Raw genomic sequence first — 20,145 nt, 5'->3', positions numbered from 1 at the left:
GTTAGTTATCTTTCGATCTTAACTCAGATTTTCGACTTCTTCGCACGCGGCTCTTCTCCTGCTGCGTCATCAGAACCCCTGGCGCGGACGGGAAGATTGCGCGTCCCGAATAAAAACAGCAGCGTCATGACCGCGGTGGCGACCATACCCGCTCGCGTGGCTTTCAGGCGGGCGGTTTTATAGACCTGGTTGAGTTCCGTTACATCCTTCTGATTCACGCCCTGGTCCAGCATCAGCGTTGAGAAACCCGTATCGCTGAGATAAGGAATAACGGAAAGATTTGCCACCTTCTGCTGTGTATCCTGGCTTAGCGAAGCGTCGTGGCTGGCCATATCCTGTACCGTCATGGTGACCGCCGTTAGCATCACCATACCGCAAACCGCCACGCCGATTGCCTGGCCGACGTTACGCGAAGTCGCCTGCACGCCGCCGGACTGCTGCGCATCGCGCGCCGGCAGGGCGCTGGTAACAATATAGCTGGAATAGGCGGAAACGATGCCCATACTGATGCCAATCAGACACATCCCTACCGGCACGATCATGCTGAAATCGGACGGGCCGAAGCCGAAGATGCACAACACGGAGCCCAGCGTGCCGATGAGCAGCGCGCTCTGGCACATCCGTTTCGGATTCGCGTTTTTCCAGACGATCGGCAGCCCCAGCGAAAAGACCACGACGCCCAGCGCAAACGGCAGAATGAGCAAGCCGGTTTCAATACCGTTCAGCCCGGCAACCACCTGTACAAAGCTCACGGTCACAAAAATACCGGAACCGTAGGCAAGGAAGATAAACGCCGTCAGATAGAGACCGTTACGCACCTGCGGCGTTGCGAGGAACGACAGCGGGATCAGCGCGCTGCCGGTGGTGGCTTCGCGATGGAGCTCCCACTTCAGCATAATTGCCAGCACGATCAGGCCAAACAGGACGAGGAACGGCGCCGGGCTAAGACCCATGACGGTGAACGGCGCGTTAAACGGCGTAAACAGACCCCAGCTTGAGACTTTCAGGAAGCCGAGGATCACACTGAACAGGCCGATAACCGTCAGGACGACGCCCGGCAGATCGAACACCACTTTGCGTTCAGGTTTTGCCGGCGTAGGGACGAGGAAAGAGCCGCTGAAGATCACGATGCACAGGCCGGCGATAGCGGCAAACGCCGCACGCCAGCCGAGGTGGTCAACCAGCAGGCCGCAAATCAGCGGGCCGGCGGCGAAGGAGACGCCGCTTGCCGCGCCGATAGCGCCAAAGGCGATCGCCTGCTGGCGGCCTTTATAGTTACTGGCGATAAGCCCCAGCACCGAAGGGATCATAAAGCTTCCGCCAATACCGGAAAGCAGACGGGCGCCGTAGGTGAAGACCAGCATGTTCGGTGAGAAATAAGCGGTCAGCTCGGCAAGAAATAGCAGCGCGCAGCCGATGCGGAAGGTTTTCTTCCAGCCGACGATAAGCCCGGCCATCCCGGCGGCGACCATCAGAGAGCCTGCGGCCAGCGAATACATCGCGTTGGCGATGCTGATGAGATCCATTGAGGCGTGCAGGTCTTTGACCAGCGCGCCGGTAGCGATGCTCAGCGTGGCATTATCGCCGGATGTCGAGAGCTGAGCGAGGCACAGCACCAGCAGCGGCAACCATTTCATCGCCGTATCGGCGGCCGCGTTGCGCGACATGCCGGGAGAGTTAATTACTGAATTTGTCGTCATGATCGTGTTCTGTGGTTAATTTCAGGCAATCTACACATCATCCTTCAAGCTGCCTCTGTGCTGGCTGCCTGCGTTCACCCCGGTCGCTTACTGTAATAAGTGACCGGGGATTCTCTCAGGTGCCGCCTTGATGCAATGTGAATGATTTTGTGCAATAGCTATCCGCCCGACGCCGCCGCCGGGTGGATAATGTTCGCAACAGGATTACTGGATTTGCTGTTTCTTACCGCCCAGCACGGTGCCCCATACCTTCACATCTTTAAGCTGAACCGGCTCGATGGCCTGCGGATCGTCTTCCAGCACGGTGAAGTCGGCATATTTACCGCATTCGATGCTGCCGATCAGATGATCCATTTTCATGGTCCATGCCGCGCCGAGGGTCATCGCGTGCAGCGCTTGATCGACGGAGATTTTTTCCGCTTCGCCCAGTACGCGCCCGGATGCCGTCAGGCGGTTCACCGCGCACCAGCCGGTGAACAGCGGGTTGATGGGGGTGATGCCGCAATCGCTGTGGAAGGCGAAAGGAATACCGTGGCGCACCGCGCTGCCGCAGGCGTCCATACGCATTGCGCGCTCCGGGCCCATGGTTTTGCTGTAGTGCTGATCGCCCCAGTAATAGACGTGGTTGCTGAAAAAGTTCACGCCCATGCCCATCTCTTTGATGCGTTTGAACTGATCTTCACGCAGCATCTGCGCGTGCTGCATCACCGCGCGGTGGTTCACTGCCGGAATACGATTCAGGGTTTTCTCGACGGCTTTAATGAACGCTTCCGAGGCCTCGTCGCCGTTACAGTGGCAGTGAACCTGGTAGCCGCGGGACATGATGTCGTAGACCTGCTGCTCCACCTCTTCCGGCGTGGCGTTCCACGCGCCGTTGTGGCCATCCAGATAATAGAAGGGCTCCAGCATCCGTCCTGACCCACCCTGGATAGAGCCGTCGAGGAAGATTTTCATCGGGCCGAAGTGCATTTTTTCGTGCCCGTGACGCATGACGTCCGGGGCGAAATCCAGCGCTTCCTGGAAGGGTTTTTTGACGAAAGGAGGACCGTAGGCCACCAGCAGACGAATCGGGAAGTCCTCTTCACGGGTCATGCGGATGTAGTTGGTCATCAGCTCGGGATTGCTGAAATCGGTCAGACCCATATCGGCTGCGCTGGTGCAGCCTGCGCGAAACGCTTCCTGGCCGAAATTGGCGATGGCGATTTCGGTGGTGAGTTCGTCCCAGAAACCATATTTATTCAGGATTGGCCCCATGGCGGCGAACTCCACCAGCTCGCCGTGCAGCGTACCGTCCTGATTTTTCACCACGCCTTCAATCTGGCAATCGTCAAATATTCCGCAGTCGTGCAGCGCGGCGGTATTGGCGCCCATCAGGTGGATGCTCATATGGATAACCGCGACCGGACGGGTGGTTGAGACGCGGTCCAGGTGTTCGCGCCCCAGCTTTTCGCTGCCGAAATAAATGGGATCAACGCCCCATGCGATCAGCGGCGCGTGCGGATCGGTCATCTCACGTTCCACCGCCTGCAGCGCGCTGACGACGTCGTCAAAAGAGCGGCAGCCTTTCCAGACTTTACCGGTATGGTCCGGGCGATCGTAGTAACCCACATAGGGGAATTGCCACATACCGCCGCCGGTGACGTGCGAGTGGGCTTCAATCAGGCCGGGCATTAACACTTTATCGGCAAAGGTCTCGTCCAGCAGGTATTCGCCAAAGCCGGTGAGTTCTTCAAGCGTGCCGGTGCCTAAAATACGGTCGCCGCGCACCGCGACATGGGTGGTCTCCGGGCGGTTCGGGCACATCGTAATGATTTTTTTGGCGGCAAAAATCGTGATTTCTGATGCTGACATAGTAGGCTCAATCATTCAGGGTTCAGAGAGCGATGAAAGGCGTCGCTTTCATCATGAGTATTAATGCGCCTATGCTAATTGTCATATTGGATGTATAACAGGACCAAAAACCCACGATATTAAGGTGCCAATTTGTCGGTTGCTCTGCCTTTTGATTTAACGGGTATAAAGCTGGATGCTGGCAGAAAGCGTAGCGAGCAGCTTTATCGCGCCCTGAGAGAGAAGATGGTGAATACGCCCGGTCTTCACGGGGCTAAACTACCCGCGACGCGTGAGCTGGCGCGGCTGCTGGGGGTTTCTCGCAATACGGTGGTCTCGGTCTACGAGCGTTTATATGCCGATGATTTGATTGAAACCCGACAGGGCGACGGCACCTATATACGTTATCGCGGGCAGGAGGTTGACGAAGGCCCCGACGTCCCTGAAATTCCTGCCTTACGCGTCGACTCGCGCCTGCCGCTGACGGCGCGGTTTAATCGCCATTTTGTGCACGATGGCCCGCCGAAGGCTTTTCGCATCGGCATGCCCGCGATTGACCATTTCCCGTTTGACACCTGGTCGCGCCTGCAAAACCGCTTCTGGCGGCGGCGACCTATTGCGCAAATGGGTTACGGCGTTCCGGCGGGCGATTTACAGCTGCGCGAGCTTATCGCCAGCTATCTGCATACCTCGCGCGGCCTGAAGTGCGATCCGGCTCAGGTGATTATTACCCTTGGCGCACAACAGGCGATTATGCTCTGTTCAGCGCTGCTGCTGCGCGCCGGGCAGGACGTCATTATGGAAAACCCCTGCCACTGGGCGGCGGCGGGCGTATTCTCCTGCCTTGGTTTGAATATTAAAGCGATTAACGTTGATGATGAGGGGCTTCAGACGGCGCAGTTGACGGATTATCCCGACGCCCGGATGGTCTACGTGAGCCCGTCATGTCAGTACCCGACGGGCGCGACGCTCTCGCTATCGCGGCGGATGACGCTGCTGGAGTGGGCCAGAAAGCATCAGGCGTGGATTATGGAGGATGATTACGACGGCGAGTATCGCTATAACGGCACGCCGCTGATGCCGCTCGCCGCGCTGGATAACCGCCATCGGGTGATTTATATCGGTTCGTTTTCCAAAGTGATGTATCCCGCGCTACGCCTGGGCTACATGGTGGTTCCGCAACAGCTGGTGGAACCGCTGAACCTGCTGCGTACGCTATCCACCCGCCAGCCGCCAATGAACGACCAGCAGGTGATGGCGAGCTTTATTTCGGAGGGGCATTTCCAGCCCCATATCCGGCGAATGCGCAGAATCAGTAAAAGTCGTCGCGATCTGCTGCTGGCCGAGTGGAATCAGCATCTGAGCCATATTGGCGTGATGCCGGAAGTGGCCTCGGGGCTACATGCGGCGATTACGCTGGATGATGCTGAAACAGAAACCCGTCTCGTTAGCCAGGCCCAGGCGGCAGGCGTGGAAATTACGCCGCTGAGCGCATTGTGGATCCCCGGTACGCCTGAAAGCCGCCATCATTACGGGGTGGTGCTGGGATTTGCCGGCGTGATGGAAGCGGATATTGTGCAGTCGATACAGGTGCTAAAAAAATGCTGGCAGTGACCCTGCTAAAATGAATACTCAGCGTATCTCTACCAACGCGTTTGCGCTGTAACCCTGGTGGAAAGCCGCTTTTCAGATGTCATAAAGCTGCCCTAAACGCTTGCTTTTACGTCTTCTCCTGCGATGATAGAAAACAGAAAGAATGAATTACGGGCTACTATCCATGAAAAACGTTTTCCCAGCGCTTGCCGTTTTATTTGCGGTCCTCAGCCTCACCGGCTGTGGTCTGAAAGGGCCGCTCTATTTCCCGCCAGCGGATAAAACGGCGCCTCCGCCGACTAAACCGGTTGATAGCGGTATCCAGAGCTCTACGCCGGATCGTAACGATCGCGGTGATAGCGGTGGTCCGACCCAGGTGAATTACTGACAGTTCCGCGCTGCTGGAGTAGATGATGCAGTTCTCTAAAATGCATGGCCTTGGCAATGACTTTATGGTTGTTGACGCGGTAACTCAGAATGTTTTTTTCTCACCGGAACTGATTCGTCGTCTGGCGGATCGGCATCTTGGCGTGGGCTTCGATCAGCTGCTGGTGGTTGAGCCGCCCTACGATCCGGAGCTCGACTTCCACTATCGCATCTTCAATGCCGACGGTAGCGAGGTGGCGCAATGCGGCAACGGCGCGCGCTGTTTCGCCCGCTTTGTGCGCCTGAAAGGCCTGACCAATAAACGTGACATCCGCGTCAGTACCTCGAACGGCCGTATGGTATTAAGCGTAACGGAAGACGATCTGGTGCGCGTGAATATGGGTGAGCCAAACTTCGAACCGTCGCAGGTGCCGTTCCGCGCCAACAAAGCGGAAAAGACCTATATCATGCGCGCCGCTGAACAGACAGTATTATGCGGCGTGGTGTCGATGGGCAACCCGCACTGCGTTATTCAGGTCGATGATGTGGAAACCGCGACGGTGGAAACGCTCGGCCCGGTGATGGAAAACCACGAGCGCTTCCCGGAGCGGGCGAACATCGGCTTTATGCAGGTGGTCAGCCGCTCCCATATTCGCCTGCGCGTGTATGAACGCGGCGCGGGTGAAACGCAGGCCTGCGGTAGCGGCGCCTGCGCGGCGGCGGCAGTCGGTATCCAGCAGGGGTTACTGGGCGAGGAGGTCCGCGTGGAATTACCCGGCGGGCGTCTTGATATCGCCTGGAAAGGTCCGGGCCAACCGCTGTATATGACTGGCCCGGCGGCACATGTCTATGACGGATTTATTCATTTATGAAACAAGTCGGGGAAGAACAGCAGGAACTCGCCAGCGAGCTGAACGATCGCGCAGTGGTGGACTATCTGTTGCAAAATCCTGAATTCTTTATTCGTAATGCGGCGCTGGTGGAGCATATGTCGGTGCCGCATCCGGTACGTGGTTCGGTCTCGCTGGTGGAATGGCATATGGCGCGGGCGCGGAACCATATCAACGTGCTGGAAGAGAATATGACGCTGCTGATGGCCCAGGCGACGGCTAACGAAAGCCTGTTTCAGCGCCTGTTTGATCTCCAGACGCGGCTGGCGGCGGCCGATAGCCTTGATGAAATGCTGAACCGCTTTCATCGCTGGGCGCGCGAGCTGGGCCTGGCGGGCGCCACGGTGCGCCTGTTTCCCGACAGCTGGCGGCTCGGCGCGCCCTCCAAATTCACTCATCTGGCGATAAGCCGTCAGGCGTTTGAGCCGATTCGCATTCAGCGTCTTGGGCAACAGCGCCATTATCTTGGCCCATTAAACGGCCCGGAACTGCTGGTGGTGCTGCCGGAAGCAAAAGCCGTGGGTTCGGTGGCGATGTCGCTGCTGGGAGGAGATGAAGCGCCCGGCGTGATGCTGTTCAGCAGTCGCGACCCTCAGCACTATCAGCAAGGTCAGGGAACGCAGCTTTTGCATGAAATTGCGTCGATGCTCCCGGGGTTGCTGGAGCGCTGGATCGAGCGCGCATGACCGACTCGCCGCTGTTTACGCCCGTAGAACGCTTTTTACGCTATCTCGGCGTGGAGCGTCAGCTGAGCCCGATAACGCTGTTGAACTACCGCCGCCAGCTTGAGACGCTTATCGCGCTGGCGGATAGCGCCGGGCTGAAAAGCTGGCAGCAGTGCGATGCTGCCCAGGTCCGTAGCCTGGCGGTGCGCAGCCGTCGCCAGGGGCAGGGGCCAGCCAGCCTGGCTTTACGTCTCTCCGCCTTACGCAGCTTCTTTGACTGGCTGGTGAGCCAGGGCGAACTGGCCGCGAATCCGGCGAAGGGGATTTCGGCGCCGAAAACACCGCGCCATTTACCGAAAAATATCGACGTCGACGACGTTAACCGACTGCTGGATATCGATCTTAACGATCCGCTGGCGGTACGCGACAGGGCGATGCTGGAAGTGATGTACGGCGCGGGACTGCGTCTCTCGGAGCTGGTGAATCTCGACATTAAGCACCTCGATCTGGAATCCGGCGAGGTGTGGGTGATGGGCAAAGGCAGCAAAGAGCGACGCCTGCCGATTGGCCGCAACGCGGTGGTGTGGATTGAGCACTGGCTCGACCTGCGCGGCCTGTTCGGCGCTGATGAAGACGCCCTGTTCTTGTCAAAGCTGGGTAAGCGAATTTCCGCGCGTAACGTGCAAAAGCGCTTTGCCGAATGGGGCATTAAGCAGGGCCTCAACAGCCACGTGCATCCGCATAAGCTGCGCCACTCTTTCGCGACCCATATGCTGGAGTCGAGCGGCGATCTGCGCGGGGTGCAGGAGCTGCTGGGTCATGCGAATCTGTCCACCACTCAAATTTATACCCATCTTGATTTTCAACACCTTGCGTCGGTGTACGATGCGGCGCATCCGCGCGCCAAACGGGGGAAATAATGCGTTTTTACCGACCTCTGGGCCAGATTTCAGCACTGACATTTGACCTGGACGATACCCTTTATGACAACCGTCCGGTGATTGACCGAACGCTGCATGAGTCGCTGAGCTTTGTGCGCAGCTACCACCCGTCGCTGAGTCAATTTGACGCCAGCGAACTCAACCGGCTGCGCCAGACGCTGCTGGCGTCAGAGCCGGAAATTTACCACGATGTCACCGAGTGGCGCCGCCGCGCGCTGGAGCTGGGGATGATCAACGCCGGGCTTTCTGCAGCGCTGGCGAAAACGGGGGCCGAGGAAGCGATGGCGAACTTCGCCCACTGGCGCAGCCTGATCGATGTCCCGCAGGAGACGCACGATACGCTGGCGCAGCTGGCGGAAAAGTGGCCGCTGGTGGCCATTACCAACGGGAATGCCCAGCCGGAGCTTTTTGGCCTGAGCGACTACTTCCGCTTCGTGCTGCGCGCCGGTCCGGACGGGCGCTCTAAGCCTTTTGCCGATATGTATCATCTCGCAGCCGAGCGGCTGGCGCTGCCGCTGGGGCAGATTCTGCACGTTGGGGACGATCTGACGACCGACGTGGCGGGCTCCATTCGCTGCGGCATGCAGGCCTGTTGGATCAAACCGCAGGGCGCAGACCTGATGCGCACCGCCGACAGCCGCCTGTTACCGCACATCGAAATTTCACGGTTGGCATCTCTGACCTCGCTGATATAATCGTCAGTAGTTCTGTATAAATTAACAGTAGCCCGGTGGACTGAACGTTGCCGGGCGTCTCATTTCCGGCGGTGCCAATGGACGTTTCTTATCTGCTCGACAGCCTTAATGACAAACAGCGTGAAGCCGTTGCGGCATCACGTACTAACATGCTGGTTCTGGCAGGCGCGGGCAGCGGTAAGACGCGCGTACTGGTACACCGCATCGCCTGGCTGCTGAGCGTTGAGCACTGTTCCCCTTACTCCATTATGGCGGTGACCTTTACCAACAAAGCGGCGGCGGAAATGCGCCATCGTATTGGCCAACTGATGGGTACCACCCAGGGCGGTATGTGGGTCGGTACTTTCCACGGGCTGGCGCACCGGCTGCTGCGCGCTCATCACCTTGACGCCAACCTGCCGCAGGACTTCCAGATCCTCGACAGCGAAGACCAGCTGCGCCTGCTCAAGCGTCTGATTAAGGCGATGAATCTCGATGAGAAGCAGTGGCCGCCGCGTCAGGCGATGTGGTACATCAACGGCCAGAAAGATGAAGGGCTGCGCCCACACCATATACAGAGCTACGGTAACCCGGTTGAGCAGACCTGGCAGAAGGTTTACCAGGCCTACCAGGAGGCCTGCGATCGGGCGGGGCTGGTGGATTTCGCCGAACTGCTGCTCCGCGCCCACGAGCTGTGGCTCAACAAGCCGCACATTCTTCAGCACTACCGCGAGCGCTTTACCAATATCCTGGTGGACGAATTTCAGGATACAAACAACATTCAGTACGCGTGGATCCGCCTGCTGGCGGGCGATACCGGCAAGGTGATGATCGTCGGCGATGACGATCAGTCCATTTACGGCTGGCGCGGCGCGCAGGTGGAGAACATCCAGCGCTTCCTCAACGATTTCCCCGGCGCGGAAACTATCCGCCTCGAGCAAAACTATCGCTCGACCAGCAATATCCTCAGCGCGGCCAACGCCCTGATTGAAAACAACAGCGGGCGCCTGGGGAAAAAGCTGTGGACCGACGGCGCCGACGGCGAGCCGATTTCGCTCTACTGCGCGTTTAACGATCTTGATGAGGCGCGCTTTGTCGTCAACCGCATCAAAACCTGGCAGGAAAACGGCGGGGCGCTGGAGCAGTGCGCGATTCTGTATCGCAGCAACGCCCAGTCGCGCGTGCTGGAAGAGGCGCTGCTGCAGGCCAGCATGCCGTATCGTATTTATGGCGGCATGCGCTTCTTCGAACGCCAGGAGATCAAAGATGCGCTCTCCTATCTGCGCCTGATCGCCAATCGTAATGACGACGCGGCCTTTGAGCGCGTGGTGAATACCCCGACGCGCGGTATCGGCGATCGCACGCTGGACGTGGTGCGCCAGACCTCGCGCGACCGTCAGCTGACGCTGTGGCAGGCCTGTCGCGAGCTGTTAAAAAATAAAGTGCTTGCCGGACGCGCCGCCAGCGCCCTGCAGCGTTTTATGGAGCTCATTGACGCCCTGGCGCAGGAAACCGCCGATATGCCGCTGCACGTGCAGACCGATCGGGTGATTAAAGACTCCGGCCTGCGCATGATGTACGAGCAGGAGAAAGGCGAGAAAGGCCAGACGCGCATTGAAAACTTAGAGGAGCTGGTGACGGCAACGCGCCAGTTCAGCTACAACGAAGAAGATGAAGATTTGATGCCGCTGCAGGCGTTCCTCTCGCATGCGGCGCTGGAAGCGGGAGAAGGGCAGGCGGATACCTGGCAGGATGCGGTACAGCTGATGACCCTGCACTCGGCGAAAGGGCTGGAGTTCCCGCAGGTCTTTATCGTCGGCGTGGAAGAGGGGATGTTCCCGAGCCAGATGGCGCTTGATGAGGGCGGCCGCCTGGAAGAAGAACGCCGTCTGGCCTACGTCGGCGTCACCCGTGCGATGCAGAAGCTCACGCTGACCTATGCGGAAACCCGTCGCCTGTATGGCAAAGAGGTTTATCACCGTCCGTCGCGTTTTATCGGCGAGCTGCCGGAGTCGTGCGTGGAAGAGGTGCGGCTGCGCGCCACGGTGAGCCGTCCGGTCAGCCATCAGCGGATGGGGACGCCGATGGCGGAAAACGACACCGGCTATAAGCTGGGCCAGCGCGTGCGCCATGCCAAGTTTGGCGAAGGCACGATCGTGAACCTCGAAGGCAGCGGCGAACACAGCCGCCTGCAGGTTGCGTTTCAGGGGCAGGGGATTAAATGGCTGGTCGCGGCGTATGCCCGGCTTGAAACAGTGTAACAGTAAGAAAAGTATCATTATTTTGTAATATTCTGCTACCTTTATACGTTAAGGAGCTTGATTTGCTCTTTAGCGTTCCGTTGCGTGTTGACGCCGTTTTTGCGCTGGCGTAACATGCGCGCACGATTACGCTAAGAGGACATTCGCCTTGGACACACCCAGTAGATGCTGGCTCAATTTCCTGCCCATCAGGAACAACTCCTAAGGCTATCCTCTTATGCTGATAGCCTTAGCGGTTGTCGGCGACCCGTTCTATTCCCGTCGCTCTGAGTCAGGCTTAATGGTCTGAAACCCAAATTGTTTCTGTGTGCCCACCGAACTGTCCGATAATTTTTTGCATTGGGAGTCCCGGTCATGCTGAGCGCATTTCAACTGGAAAACAATCGTTTAACGCGTCTGGAAGCCGACGAGATCAAGCACCTCGCCAGTTCGGTGTGGGTCGATCTGGTCGAGCCTGACGACGATGAACGAAGCCGCGTGCAAACGGAATTGGGCCAGAACCTGGCGACGCGCCCGGAGCTGGAAGACATCGAAGCGTCAGCGCGTTTCTTTGAGGATGAAGACGGCCTGCATATCCACTCATTTTTCTTTTTTGAAGATGCTGAGGATCACGCCGGTAACTCTACCGTCGCGTTTACTATCCGCGAAGGGCGTCTGTTCACCCTGCGCGAACGGGAGCTGCCCGCTTTCCGCCTGTATCGCATGCGCGCCCGCAGCCAGTCGATGGTGGACGGCAACGCTTACGAGCTGCTGCTGGACCTGTTCGAAACCAAAATCGAGCAGCTGGCGGATGAAATTGAAAACATCTATAGCGACCTGGAAAAGCTCAGCCGGGTGATCATGGAAGGTCGTCAGGGCGATGATTACGATGAGGCGCTCTCGACGCTGGCGGAGCAGGAAGATATCGGATGGAAAGTCCGCCTGTGTCTGATGGATACCCAGCGCGCGCTGAACTTCCTCGTGCGCAAAGCCCGCCTTCCGGCCGGTCAGCTGGAGCAGGCGCGGGAGATCCTGCGCGACATCGAATCCCTGCTGCCGCACAACGAGTCGCTGTTCCAGAAGGTTAACTTCCTGATGCAGGCGGCGATGGGTTTTATCAACATTGAGCAGAACCGCATCATCAAGATCTTCTCGGTGGTCTCCGTGGTGTTCCTGCCGCCGACGCTGGTGGCTTCCAGCTATGGGATGAACTTTGAGTTTATGCCCGAGCTGCACTGGAGCTTTGGCTATCCCGGCGCGATTGTCTTTATGATGCTCGCCGGCCTGGCGCCGTATCTGTACTTTAAGCGTAAAAACTGGCTGTAAAAAAGGAGCTTCGGCTCCTTTTTTGCGTACCAGCTTGGCTTTATGCCCTACGCGTACGGCGTATTGTGTAAACCGCATCCATCACGAAAATCGCCAGCGCCACCCAGATAAAGGCGAAGGTTACCATTTTATCCGCGCCCGGCACTTCGCCGTAGAAGGTTACCGCCAGCAGGAACATCAGCGTCGGGCCGATATACTGGAAAAATCCCAGCGTGGAGAGGCGCAGACGCGTCGCCGCGCCGGTAAAGCACAGCAGCGGGATGGTGGTGACCACGCCCGCCGCCATCAGCAGCAGGTTCAGCGACCACGGATTCTGCCCCATGTGGCTGGTCGGGCTATCGGCAATACCAAACAGATAAATCGCGGCGACCGGCAGCAGCCAGAGCGTCTCAAACAGCATCCCGGTTTGCGCATCCACGGCGATCTTTTTACGCAGCAGGCCGTAAAAAGCGAAGCTGAACGCCAGGCCCAGCGCGATAATCGGCAGCGAGCCGAAGGTCCAGAGCTGTACCAGCACGCCGCAGGCGGCCAGCAGCACCGCCAGCCACTGCATCCGGCGAAAGCGCTCCCCGAGGAAGATCATCCCCAGCAGAATATTCACCAGCGGATTGATAAAATAGCCCAGGCTGGCTTCCAGCATATGATGGTTATTCACCGCCCAGATAAACAGCAGCCAGTTGCCGCCCACCAGCACCGCAGAGAGCGCCAGCAGGAACACCTTTTTCGGCGTTTTCAGCAGCCTTTTGACCTGTGGCCACTGACGGCTGATGCTGATCAGCGCGACCATGAAGAAGAAGGACCAGATCACGCGGTGAGTCAGAATTTCATCGGCGGGAACATAGTAGATAAGCTTGAAGTACGCCGGCGCGATACCCCAGATAAAATAGGCGGCCAGGGCCAGAAGAATCCCCACCCGCGTTTGTTTAGCGTCCATCGGTACAAATCCATTGCCAAAGAGAGAGATGTTACTCGATTTAGGCCGATCAACCCACCATATACGTCGCCGTGGCGCTGGCGATATACACCTGCTCTTCGTTATGCAGCTCGACGCGGGCCACCGCCACTTTATTACCGGCGCGCAGCAGGCTGCTGGTGGCGGTAAAGCGTTCCCCGCGGCCCGGACGCAGGTAGTCGACGCGCAGATCGATAGTGCCCATCCGCGACAGGCGCTGGCGCAGCTCTTCTTCATTGATGGTGTCGTGGCGAGTCAGCGTGCTGCCGACGCATACCAGCCCCGCAGCGACGTCCAGCGCTGAGGCGATCACGCCGCCATGTAAAATGCTCTGCGCCCAGTTGCCCACCATCATCGGCTGATTGTTGAAACTCAGCTGGGCAAACTCCTTTTCATAGCGCTCCAGCTCCAGCCCTAAGGCACGATTAAACGGCATATGGTAGACGAAGATCTCTCCCACCAGCTTCAGGGCGGCGGCGGCGGTCAGTTCAGACATAACAACACTTCCATAAGTTAATGAAATGTTGATTTTATGCTTCTAAAATATTGATTTCTACTTTAAGAACGGATAACAGGTCAGATGCCGCATAAATAGGTAGAATGCTGCCTGGGTTAAACAGAAATAATAAATATCCATCCAGGAGAACAGCAATGCGTATCTCTTTGGCCTGCCTGCTGGCGCTTGTTGCGCTTCCGGCCGGCGTTCTGGCGCAGGACGCGCCGGTGAATAAACAGGTCCACGACGCTCCGGTCGTTCGCGGGAGCATTATCGCCAACCTGTTACAGGACCATGATAATCCGTTCCTGCTCTATCCCTACGAGAGCAACTATCTGCTCTATACGTGGACCAGCGATCTCAATAAAGAAGCGATTCGTAGCTACGACTGGGCCGAAAATGCGCGTAAAGATGAAGTGAAGTTCCAGCTCAGCCTGGCGTTTCCGCTGTGGCGAGGGATCCTCGGTGAGAATTCGCTGCTGGGCGCTTCTTATACGCAAAAATCCTGGTGGCAGCTCTCCAACAGCAAAGAGTCCGCGCCGTTTCGCGAAACCAACTATGAGCCGCAGCTGTTCCTCGGGTTTGCGACCGATTACTCGTTCGCCGGCTGGACGCTGCGCGACGTTGAGATGGGTTATAACCACGACTCTAACGGCCGTTCCGATCCCACCTCCCGCAGCTGGAACCGCCTCTATACCCGGCTGATGGCGCAAAACGGCAACTGGCTGGTTGAGGTGAAGCCCTGGTACGTGATTGGCAGCACCGACGATAATCCGGATATCACCAAATATATGGGGTATTACCGGCTGAAAGTGGGCTATCAGCTGGGCGACGCCATCCTCAGCGCCCAGGGGCAATATAACTGGAATACCGGCTACGGCGGCGCCGAGCTTGGGGTGAGCTATCCGATCACCAAACACGTGCGCGTCTATACTCAGGTCTATAGCGGTTATGGCGAGTCGCTCATCGATTATAACTTCAATCAGACCCGCGTCGGCGTCGGGCTGATGCTCAACGATCTGTTTTAATCGTTGCACTCTGGCTCTCAGGCGCTGAAAATAGCGCCTGTTTTCTTTTCAGGCATATGGGGTCAACGTGGCGCAGGCGGAAGTATTGAATCAGGAATCGCTGGCTAAGCAGGTTTTACAAGAGACCTTCGGCTACCAGCAGTTTCGCCCGGGCCAGGAAACCATTATCGATACGGCGTTGGCCGGGCGCGATTGCCTGGTGGTGATGCCAACCGGCGGCGGCAAGTCGCTGTGTTATCAGGTTCCGGCGCTGGTACTGGGCGGTCTCACCGTCGTGGTGTCGCCGCTTATTTCCTTGATGAAGGACCAGGTCGATCAGCTGCTGGCTAACGGCGTGGCGGCGGCGTGCCTGAACTCAACCCAGAGCCGGGAGCAGCAGCAGGAGGTGATGGCCGGCTGCCGCAGCGGGCAGATTCGCCTGCTGTATATCGCCCCGGAGCGCCTGATGCTGGATAACTTCCTTGAGCATCTTACGCACTGGAATCTGTCGATGGTGGCGGTGGACGAGGCGCACTGTATTTCCCAGTGGGGGCACGATTTCCGTCCGGAATACGCCGCGTTAGGGCAGCTGCGCCAGCGGATACCGCAAATCCCGTTTATGGCGCTGACCGCTACCGCCGATGACACGACGCGTCGCGACATTGTTCGCCTGCTGGATCTAAACGACCCGCTCATTCAGGTCAGCAGCTTCGACCGACCCAACATCCGCTATATGCTGATGGAGAAGTTTAAGCCGCTGGATCAGCTGATGCGCTACGTGCAGGATCAGCGCGGTAAGTCGGGCATTATCTACTGCAATAGCCGCTCAAAAGTGGAAGACACCGCCGCTCGCCTGCAAAGCCGCGGCATCAGCGCCGCGGCCTATCACGCCGGGCTGGAAAACCATATCCGCGCCGACGTGCAGGAGAAATTCCAGCGCGACGACCTGCAAATCGTGGTGGCGACGGTAGCCTTCGGTATGGGTATCAACAAACCGAACGTCCGTTTTGTGGTGCATTTCGATATCCCCCGCAATATTGAATCCTATTACCAGGAGACCGGGCGCGCCGGGCGCGATGGGCTGCCTGCCGAGGCGATGCTGTTTTACGATCCGGCGGATATGGCGTGGCTCCGACGCTGCCTTGAGGAGAAACCCGCCGGGCCGCTGCAGGACATTGAACGCCATAAGCTCAACGCGATGGGGGCCTTTGCCGAAGCGCAAACCTGCCGCCGTCTGGTGCTGCTCAACTACTTTGGCGAGGGGCGCCAGGAGCCCTGCGGCAACTGCGATATCTGCCTCGATCCGCCGAAACAGTACGACGGTTTAATGGACGCGCGTAAGGCGCTGTCGACGATTTACCGCGTCAATCAGCGCTTTGGTATGGGCTACGTGGTGGAAGTGCTGCGCGGCGCCAATAACCAGCGTATTCGCGATATGGGGCACGACAAGCTGCCGGTCTACGGCATTGGGCGCGAACAGAGCCACGAGCATTGGGTCAGCGTGATCCGTCAACTTATTCATTTAGGCCTGGTTACGCAGAATATAGCCCAGCACTCTGCGCTACAGCTTACCGAGGCCGCGCGTCCGGTCCTGCGCGGCGACGTGACGCTACAGCTTGCCGTGCCGCGTATTGTGGCGCTGAAGCCGAAAGCGATGCAGAAATCCTTTGGCGGTAATTACGATCGCAAGCTGTTCGCCAAGCTGCGCAAACTGCGTAAGGCGATTGCCGACGAAGAGAATATCCCGCCCTACGTGGTGTTTAACGATGCGACGCTAATTGAAATGGCTGAGCAAACGCCGCTGACGGCCGGGGAGATGCTCAGCGTCAACGGCGTTGGCACGCGTAAGCTCGAGCGTTTTGGTAAAGAGTTTATGGCCCTGATTCGCGCGCACGTGGATGGCGATGATGAGTAGTCAGCCAGACGAAAAAGTGTAAATATAGTTTTCGTCCTGACTATTTCCCTGCGAGTTAATTATGTTGACGCTTTTTTTCACCGTGGCGCTGGTGCATATCATTGCGCTGATGAGTCCTGGCCCGGACTTCTTCTTTGTTTCACAAACCGCCGTTAGCCGCTCCCGCAAAGAGGCGATGATGGGCGTGCTGGGGATCACCTGCGGAGTGATGGTATGGGCGGGCGTAGCGCTGCTCGGCCTGAACCTGATTATCGAGAAGATGGCCTGGCTGCATACCATTATTATGGTCGGCGGCGGTCTGTATCTGTGCTGGATGGGCTTCCAGATGCTGCGCGGCGCGCTGAAAAAAAGCGAAGCGGCAGCGGCGGTAGAGCCTCAGGTCGAACTGGCGCGCAGCGGCCGGAGCTTCCTGAAAGGGCTGCTGACCAATCTGGCTAACCCAAAAGCGATTATCTATTTTGGCTCCGTGTTCTCGCTGTTTGTCGGCGACAGCGTCAGTTCCGGCGCGCGCTGGGGGATTTTCCTGCTGATTGTTCTGGAGACGCTGGCCTGGTTTACGGTGGTCGCCAGCCTGTTCGCCCTACCGGGCATGCGCCGCGGCTATCAGCGGATGGCGAAGTGGATAGACGGCATTGCCGGTACTCTGTTTGCCGGGTTTGGTATTCACCTGATTATTTCGCGCTAAGCGTTCTGCGGCCCGCCCAAGGGTTATGGACGGGCCGGATATTAATGACGCAGCTGCTGCAAATCGTCGGACGTCAGACCGGTCATTTCCATAACCGCAGTAGTATCAATGCCCCGCTCGAGCATGGCCTTTGCGACGTTAAGAAGCGCAGCGCGTTTGCCCTCTTTTATGCCTTCCTTAATGCCCTTCTGCATACCTTCCTCAAGCCACTTTTCTGCCAGAGTCATCAGTACACCTCCATGTTGCGGCACCCGCTGTGCCAGCTCATATAATAGCGGCCGAACATCCTGCTCTTCTCCCGCCTGGGCCATATATTTTATCAGTACGGTAATTTGTTGTCTGCTCATCTGTTCCAGCAACAGCAGGCTGGTGAGCTTGTCGACGAGCTCGGCCATATCGCGCTGCCATATATGCTTTTGTACCAGCGTCAGGGCCGCCATACTCCGGTGCTCCATGATTTCGTCATCGGGAATAACGGTGATGTCCACCAGCGGAAAGGCGGTGGAGTAAATCTGGCGCGCAGTATCCGGATCGGCAAAGTTCTCCAGCCAGTCCAGCGACCAGGGATAGGGGCTTCGCCGTCCCTGATAAAAAAGAATCGGGATCACCAGAGGTAGCGTTTTATGCCCTTCTTCTATGTGCCGCTGCATAGCAGCGATGGCATAGCGCATTAAACGAAACGCCATTAATTTATCTGGCGAACTTTGATGTTCAATCAGAACGTGAACATAGCCGCAACCACTGGTCGTTTCCAGAGAATAGAGGATATCGCTGTAGTAGGGGCGCAGATCATCTTCAATAAAGCTTCCTGACTCAAGGCGTAGGGTATCCAGTTTGCAAATTTGCATGAGTGAGGGGGGCAGATGGATCTCGATAAAATCCCGTGCGGTTTCCACACGGGAGAGAAAAGTTCTGAATACCGCATCGTGAGGGGTTGCCGCTTCCGCCATCGTTTTCGTCCATGAAGAAGAGAATCTGGCGGCATTCTGGCACTGGCGCTGCGAGTTCAACAGCGGGCAAAAAAATTATCTTTGTTCTTTGCCCGCCTGCTCGGCTGAGGATGTCGCTATACCCGCAAAGCTAACGATAATTTGCGAGCGTGCTTCCATCCATCAGGCGTGGCGCGCGGAGGCCAGCAGGGCGCCGACCAGCATAAACAGCGATCCAAAAACCTTGTTTAGCGCCTTCATCTGTTTGGGCCCTTTGATCCACGCGGCGATGCGCTGCGCCAGCGTGGCGTAGCCAATCATCACGATAATATCGACCACGATGGTGGTGACGCCGAGCACGAGGTACTGCATCACCTGGGGCTGGTGCGGTACGATAAACTGCGGGAAGAGCGCGGCGAGGAACACGATGCTTTTTGGGTTGGTCAGGTTGACGAACACCGCGCGCTTAAAGAGTTTGCCGCGGCTCTGCGCTTGCGCAAGGGTATTCAGCTCGAGAGAACCCGCGGCTCGCCACTGCTGAATGCCGAGCCAGATAAGATAAGCGGCGCCCGCCCATTTCAGGATTTCAAAGGCCAACAGCGAACGGGAAAAAAGCGTACCCAGGCCAACGCCCACCAGCACGATATGAATGCCGAGCCCGGTCTGTAGCCCGGCAATAGAAGCCGCCGCGCCGCGATAACCGTGGTTGATTGAGGTGGTCATGGTATTTATCGCCCCGGATCCCGGCGACAGGCTGAGAATAAGAGATGTCAGCAGATAGGCAAACCACCACTCGAACGTCATGAGAAACTCCCTGATTGTCTGTTTTTATGCCACAATACGCTATTGTGTAAGCATTGTGTGATGCACGATAAAAAAACGATTTTCAGCGGTTATCAGGGGTGTAAGCCCGATGTTTTTGCAGCAAAAGGACTGGGAAACACGAGAAAACGCGTTTGCGGCCTTTACCATGGGGCCACTGACCGATTTCTGGCGTCAGCGGGAAGAGGCTGAATTTACGGGCGTGGATAACGTTCCGGTGCGCTTTGTTCGCTTCTGCGCCAAAAGTCATGACCGGGTCGTGGTTATTTGTCCGGGTCGCATTGAAAGCTACGTTAAGTACGCCGAACTGGCTTACGATCTTTTCCGCAGCGGTTTTGACGTGATGATTATCGATCATCGCGGCCAGGGGCGCTCCGGACGCATGCTTTCAGATACCCACCGCGGGCACGTCGTTAATTTCAGCGATTACGTCGACGATCTCGCCGCGTTCTGGCAGCAGCAGGTGGCGCCCGGACGCTGGCGGAAACGGTTTATACTGGCCCACTCCATGGGCGGCGCCATTGCGACGCTATTTTTGCAGCGCTACCACCAGCATTGCGACGCGATGGCGCTCTGTGCGCCGATGTTCGGCATCGTTATGCGCCTGCCTGACTGGATGGTGCGCCATATTCTCGATTGGGCTGAGGGCCATCAGCGCATTCGTGAAGAGTATGCCCTCGGTACCGGCCGCTGGCGGGCGCTGCCCTTTGCGGTTAACGTACTGACGCACAGCCGTCAACGCTATCGCCGCAACCTGCGCTTTTACGCCGATGAGCCGCAGCTGCGGGTCGGCGGGCCGACGTTCCACTGGGTGCGCGAGGGGATCCTCGCCGGCGAAGAGGTGCTGGCCGGTGCGGAGAAAGACGTCACGCCAACATTATTGCTCCAGGCGGAAGAAGAGCGGGTGGTCGATAACCGTATGCACGATCGCTACTGTGAACTTCGCGCCGCTGGCGGTCATCCCTGTGAAGGGGATAAGCCGTTTGTCATAGAAGGGGCATACCATGAGATCCTTTTTGAAAAGGACGCAATGCGCTCGGTCGCGCTAAACGCTATCGTCGATTTTTTTGGTCGACACACTTAATCCGGCGAAACGCTCGTCGCCCTGCTTAGA

At 57.7% G+C, this 20,145-nt stretch carries 18 protein-coding genes; 12 read left to right on the top strand and 6 right to left on the bottom strand.

Features of this window, described 5'->3' with window-relative positions:
* Positions 1 to 23 precede the first annotated feature (23 nt).
* Both ABLU67_RS26245 and ABLU67_RS26240 read right to left on the bottom strand, forming a co-directional pair.
* Positions 24 to 1,700 carry an MFS transporter gene (locus ABLU67_RS26245; protein ID WP_348852596.1) on the bottom strand — a complete coding sequence of 559 codons (1,677 nt, stop codon included), beginning with the start codon at positions 1,698 to 1,700 and terminating at the stop codon, positions 24 to 26.
* A gap of 204 nt (positions 1,701 to 1,904) precedes the next feature.
* Complete coding sequence (locus ABLU67_RS26240; RefSeq protein ID WP_049084467.1) at positions 1,905 to 3,551, bottom strand: amidohydrolase; 1,647 nt, start codon at positions 3,549 to 3,551, stop codon at positions 1,905 to 1,907.
* Positions 3,552 to 3,683: 132 nt separating this feature from the next.
* Between ABLU67_RS26240 and ABLU67_RS26235 the strand changes: the two genes are divergently transcribed.
* The 8 genes from ABLU67_RS26235 to corA all read left to right on the top strand — a co-directional run bounded on the left by ABLU67_RS26235 (position 3,684) and on the right by corA (position 12,225).
* Entirely contained in the window at positions 3,684 to 5,144 is a 1,461-nt protein-coding gene (locus ABLU67_RS26235; protein WP_009651706.1) for a PLP-dependent aminotransferase family protein, read from the top strand.
* A 163-nt stretch (positions 5,145 to 5,307) separates the two neighbouring features.
* A complete protein-coding gene (locus tag ABLU67_RS26230) occupies positions 5,308 to 5,511 on the top strand; it encodes a lipoprotein (protein ID WP_009651708.1) in 204 nt (67 codons plus the stop codon).
* A gap of 25 nt (positions 5,512 to 5,536) precedes the next feature.
* Complete coding sequence (gene dapF / locus ABLU67_RS26225; RefSeq protein ID WP_004127458.1) at positions 5,537 to 6,361, top strand: diaminopimelate epimerase; 825 nt, start codon at positions 5,537 to 5,539, stop codon at positions 6,359 to 6,361.
* Positions 6,358 to 7,065 carry a DUF484 domain-containing protein gene (locus ABLU67_RS26220; protein ID WP_224266160.1) on the top strand — a complete coding sequence of 236 codons (708 nt, stop codon included), beginning with the start codon at positions 6,358 to 6,360 and terminating at the stop codon, positions 7,063 to 7,065. Before dapF ends, ABLU67_RS26220 begins: the two co-directional genes overlap by 4 nt.
* Positions 7,062 to 7,964 (top strand): tyrosine recombinase XerC, encoded by a 903-nt coding sequence (gene xerC, locus ABLU67_RS26215; RefSeq protein WP_048263609.1) that lies wholly within the window; start codon positions 7,062 to 7,064, stop codon positions 7,962 to 7,964. The genes ABLU67_RS26220 and xerC overlap by 4 nt, the downstream gene beginning before the upstream one ends.
* Complete coding sequence (yigB, locus tag ABLU67_RS26210; protein ID WP_014227468.1) at positions 7,964 to 8,680, top strand: 5-amino-6-(5-phospho-D-ribitylamino)uracil phosphatase YigB; 717 nt, start codon at positions 7,964 to 7,966, stop codon at positions 8,678 to 8,680. The genes xerC and yigB overlap by 1 nt, the downstream gene beginning before the upstream one ends.
* A 77-nt stretch (positions 8,681 to 8,757) precedes the next feature.
* On the top strand, positions 8,758 to 10,920 hold the full coding sequence (gene uvrD / locus ABLU67_RS26205; RefSeq protein WP_064378206.1) for a DNA helicase II: 2,163 nt from the start codon (positions 8,758 to 8,760) through the stop codon (positions 10,918 to 10,920).
* 354 nt (positions 10,921 to 11,274) lie between these two features.
* Positions 11,275 to 12,225: a magnesium/cobalt transporter CorA gene (gene corA / locus ABLU67_RS26200; protein WP_004097564.1), complete on the top strand. Its 951-nt coding sequence runs from the start codon at positions 11,275 to 11,277 to the stop codon at positions 12,223 to 12,225.
* Positions 12,226 to 12,265: 40 nt separating this feature from the next.
* On the opposite strand, the gene rarD is transcribed toward corA, so the two are convergent.
* Together rarD and yigI are read right to left on the bottom strand one after the other, a co-directional pair.
* Entirely contained in the window at positions 12,266 to 13,159 is an 894-nt protein-coding gene (gene rarD, locus ABLU67_RS26195) for an EamA family transporter RarD (protein ID WP_014227470.1), read from the bottom strand.
* Positions 13,160 to 13,208: 49 nt separating this feature from the next.
* Entirely contained in the window at positions 13,209 to 13,673 is a 465-nt protein-coding gene (yigI, locus tag ABLU67_RS26190) for an acyl-CoA thioesterase YigI (protein ID WP_004097567.1), read from the bottom strand.
* A gap of 155 nt (positions 13,674 to 13,828) precedes the next feature.
* On the opposite strand from yigI, the gene pldA reads away from it, so the two are divergent.
* The 3 genes from pldA (at position 13,829) to rhtC (ending at position 17,280) form a co-directional block, all read left to right on the top strand.
* Positions 13,829 to 14,701 carry a phospholipase A gene (gene pldA / locus ABLU67_RS26185; RefSeq protein ID WP_004097569.1) on the top strand — a complete coding sequence of 291 codons (873 nt, stop codon included), beginning with the start codon at positions 13,829 to 13,831 and terminating at the stop codon, positions 14,699 to 14,701.
* A gap of 67 nt (positions 14,702 to 14,768) precedes the next feature.
* Positions 14,769 to 16,595 (top strand): ATP-dependent DNA helicase RecQ, encoded by a 1,827-nt coding sequence (gene recQ / locus ABLU67_RS26180; protein ID WP_004097570.1) that lies wholly within the window; start codon positions 14,769 to 14,771, stop codon positions 16,593 to 16,595.
* Positions 16,596 to 16,656: 61 nt separating this feature from the next.
* Positions 16,657 to 17,280 carry a threonine export protein RhtC gene (rhtC, locus tag ABLU67_RS26175; RefSeq protein WP_004097571.1) on the top strand — a complete coding sequence of 208 codons (624 nt, stop codon included), beginning with the start codon at positions 16,657 to 16,659 and terminating at the stop codon, positions 17,278 to 17,280.
* Between the two features lie 41 nt (positions 17,281 to 17,321).
* Here rhtC and ABLU67_RS26170 read toward each other — a convergent pair whose 3' ends face one another.
* Entirely contained in the window at positions 17,322 to 18,230 is a 909-nt protein-coding gene (locus ABLU67_RS26170; RefSeq protein WP_032747368.1) for an Rpn family recombination-promoting nuclease/putative transposase, read from the bottom strand.
* Between the two features lie 162 nt (positions 18,231 to 18,392).
* A complete protein-coding gene (gene rhtB, locus ABLU67_RS26165; protein WP_049084468.1) occupies positions 18,393 to 19,013 on the bottom strand; it encodes a homoserine/homoserine lactone efflux protein in 621 nt (206 codons plus the stop codon).
* Positions 19,014 to 19,122: 109 nt separating this feature from the next.
* Between rhtB and pldB the strand changes: the two genes are divergently transcribed.
* Positions 19,123 to 20,115: a lysophospholipase L2 gene (gene pldB / locus ABLU67_RS26160; RefSeq protein ID WP_004097574.1), complete on the top strand. Its 993-nt coding sequence runs from the start codon at positions 19,123 to 19,125 to the stop codon at positions 20,113 to 20,115.
* The last annotated feature ends 30 nt before the right edge of the window (positions 20,116 to 20,145 follow it).

The sequence above is a fragment of the Klebsiella sp. GN_Kp190 genome (assembly GCF_040061795.1).
Taxonomy (GTDB): Bacteria; Pseudomonadota; Gammaproteobacteria; order Enterobacterales; family Enterobacteriaceae; genus Klebsiella; species Klebsiella michiganensis.
This window is presented reverse-complemented; position numbering and strand designations above follow the sequence as displayed.